Annotated in this window: 1 protein-coding gene and 1 pseudogene; one reads left to right on the top strand and one right to left on the bottom strand. The window is 71.9% G+C overall.

What is annotated here, in order from left to right; genetic code table 11:
• A pseudogene (locus tag AB0J68_RS29955) lies at window positions 1-1,964 on the bottom strand (LamG domain-containing protein); the annotation flags it as partial.
• Window positions 1,965-2,311: 347 nt separating this feature from the next.
• Here AB0J68_RS29955 and AB0J68_RS29950 point away from each other — a divergent pair.
• Window positions 2,312-2,992: a hypothetical protein gene (locus AB0J68_RS29950; RefSeq protein ID WP_363941966.1), complete on the top strand. Its 681-nt coding sequence runs from the start codon at window positions 2,312-2,314 to the stop codon at window positions 2,990-2,992.
• The last annotated feature ends 174 nt before the right edge of the window (window positions 2,993-3,166 follow it).

The raw sequence follows: 3,166 nt of genomic DNA, 5'->3' as shown, positions 1-3,166 counted from the left end.
GGCGTCGGCACCTGGATAACAAGCGAGCCGTAGCCGACGTTCCCGACGCTGTCCACCGCGGCGACGTACAGCGTGTTGGTGCCGTAGGCCGGCGTGGCCAGGGTCACCGAGACGGTCTTGCCGGTCCAGCCGAGGCTGGTGCCCGCCTCCGCCTCCTCGGTGGGCGGGCTGCTCCAGCCGTAGCGGAAGCTGACCACGTCCAGGTCCGGCGAGCGCAGCTTGTAGGTGTAGAGCTGGCCGGGCGGGGCGGGACTGGTGACCGCGTCGACGCTCACCGTGGGCGGCTGGTTGTCGATGGAGAACTCGCACCACGCCGACCACGGGCTGAGCAGGTAGCCGTCATCGCTGCGCGTCCGGAAGGCGTACGACTTTCCATTGGCCGTGCCGGTCACCGCAGCCGTGGTGGACCGGGCGCCGGCCGTGACGGTCGAGCCCGTCGGCGCGGTCATCCGCGGCGTGGTGCTGTCGTAGGTGCCCGAGGCGGGGATCTCCAACAGCTCGTACGCCGTCTGGAGGACCTGGCCGGCATCCGCGTCGGGGAAGACGGCGGAGAGGGTCGGCGCGGTGCCCAGGGTGACGCGGCCGCCCGTGACGCAGGCCGCACCGCCGGCCTGGAGTGCGGTGGGCTGGCTGGGCGCGGTGTCGTAGTCGACCACCAGGCGTGCCGTGCTCGGATCGAACTTCTTCCACCGGTCCACCGTGCTCTCGCCGGTCCCGGACGAGTCGCTGCACGCGCAGAGGCCGTAGGTGATCGAGGTCTGGTGAGCGGCCGCCGCGCTGCTGAGGCCGGCGGCGACGCTGCCGGCGAAGCGCACGTTCATCGGCGGCTGCGGCGAGTCGATGCAGCCCGTTGCGCGGACGTGTGAGCTCGCGGAGGCGCGCAGCGTGGTCAGCGCGGGCGCCCAGGCGGTGCGGGGGGTGCTCGTGATCGCGCCGGACTGGTAGAGGTAGGTCGGGGTGTCGAAGCAGGACCAGGTGTGGGTCGCCACCACCTGCACGTACGCCGACCTGATGATCTTGCCGCTGAGGGCGCTGATCGGGAACTCGAAGTAGGAGCGGTAGGTGACTCCGGAGTCGGCGTCCTTACCGACCCGGGCGGCCGTGGTGTCGCTGTTGGTGGAGTTGTTGCTGGTGGCGTACGCCCAGCGGGAAGGGCTGGCGGACCAGGCCGGGTCGATGTAGACCGGGAAGGTCGCCTTAGCCGGGTCGAGCAGGCCTGCCGACGGGCGCAGCACGAGGTCACCGGCCTCGTCGACGGCGGTCGACACGGGGGCGGTACGGGCGGCGACGCCGGGACCGGACGGCGAGGAGGCCGCCGCCGCACGAGGCGCGCCGACGGAGCCGGTCGAGTCCCACATCTCCGCCGTCGCGGCCCGTGCCACCTCGGCACCACCGGCGAGCGCCCGCAGCGAGCCGTCGGCCTCCCGCCGGACCCGCGCGTCACCGCCGAGGTCGAAGCGGATTTCCCGCAGCGCCGGGTTCGTCGCGGCCTGCGGGGTCTTCACCACGAGAACGTGGGTGAAGCCGGTGTGGGTGGCCGTCAGCACCAGGTCCACACCGGGCAGCACCTCGGGGTAGGTGGCCGCGTCCGCGGACACGGTCGGCGCGGGCAGCCCGCCCGGCCAGCCCAACGTCATCGTGCTCTTCCCGGTGGTCAACGTGGCCGCGGGACCGCGCCCACCGGCCGAGAACAGCACATTGGCCGGAGAGACCGCCGGCCGCAAGCCGGTGGCGTCGCGCCGCAGCGACAGGTCGACGTCGGACCAGGATCCGTCGCCCTGACGGATCCGCTGCGGAACGGCGGCGGTCTCGGCCACGAAGCCTCCGCCCGGCTTGGCGAAGACCTGGGTCAGCTCGGTGCGAGCGGAGACGACCTCCACCCGCTGGCCGGTACGCGTGGCCGTGGTGGTTGCCTGGACGGCCTCCCGGCCGGCCGTGCCGCGCGGGGCGGTGCCCTCCGTCACCGTCGCCGACGCGGCCGAGGCAGGCGCGGCGAGCAGAGTGACGCCGATGGACGCCGCGATCCCGGCGGCGAGCAGGCGGTGCGTGGATGGTCGGTGATGAGTGGACGGTCTCTGGATGTGGACAGCATGCATGGAGCGGCCAGTGGCCACCGCAACCCCCGTGGATGTAAGACAGCCAGACGGGGGAACTCTAGAGAGCGATATCGGCCACTGTCCACGTCTGTCACATCCGGTGAGCACAAATGGAGCGAGGTGCCGTATACGGCACAGCGGTGATCACGGGACCACGCACGGATACCGTCGACGGTAGGCTCACCTACCCGACCAGCCGTCGGAAGGTGATCGTGGTGGACGAGCCGACACGCGACGCCCTGCGACGGTCCCTCGGCACGCGGGCCCGGCGGTGGTTGCTCGTGGGCACCCTGGTGGTGGGGCTGTTCTGCGCCGTGGCGCTGGTCGCTGCCGCAGCGCCCACCGACCGGACGTTCGCCGCTCTCTCGGGCACGGTGCAGAGCGTGATGTCGGTCCTCACGCCACTCTTCGGCATCCTGCTCGTGCGCGACCTGCGTCGGGCGTCCGGCACCGTCCACGTCGTCCCGACGGTGCTCGCGGTGGTGCTGCCGGCCACGGTGATCGGCGTCGTGGGAGTGCTGATCTGCGCCGCGACGCTGGCCCTCACTCCCGCCGACGTCGCGGACGAGCCCTGGCGGCTCGCCGGAACTTTCGCGGTGGGCAGCGTGCTGGTGCAGATCGTCGCCGGCTTCGTGGGCACCGGGCTGGGCCTGCTGCTGCGGTCGCCGGTGGTCGCGTTCCTCGCCACGATCGTCCTGCCGCTGGCCCTGTTCGCGCTGCTGGGGGCCGTGGAAGCCCTGCGCCCGGCGCAGCCGTGGCTCACCCCGTTCGGCAGCGTGCGCAACCTGCTCTCCGGCGAGATGGGCGTGCTGCGGTGGGTGCAGTGGCTGTGCGTACTGCTGATCTGGGGTGTGGGTCTGAACACGGTCGGCGCCGCCGCGCTGCGCCGCCGCTGAGCAGCCCGACCGACCAACCGACGGCCGCGCGCACCAGGCGTGTGTGTCTTTCATCGAACGGTTCCGTTACGGGCCATTGACGCCCGTCGCACAGGGTGATCTGATCGCGCTCTCAGAGAATCTTTCATCTTTCGCTGGATGGGAGCCCCATGCCCAGGTTCCGCCGTACCGCGC

It is taken from the genome of Micromonospora sp. NPDC049580 (assembly GCF_040675595.1).
Classification (GTDB): domain Bacteria; phylum Actinomycetota; class Actinomycetes; order Mycobacteriales; family Micromonosporaceae; genus Micromonospora.
This window is presented reverse-complemented; position numbering and strand designations above follow the sequence as displayed.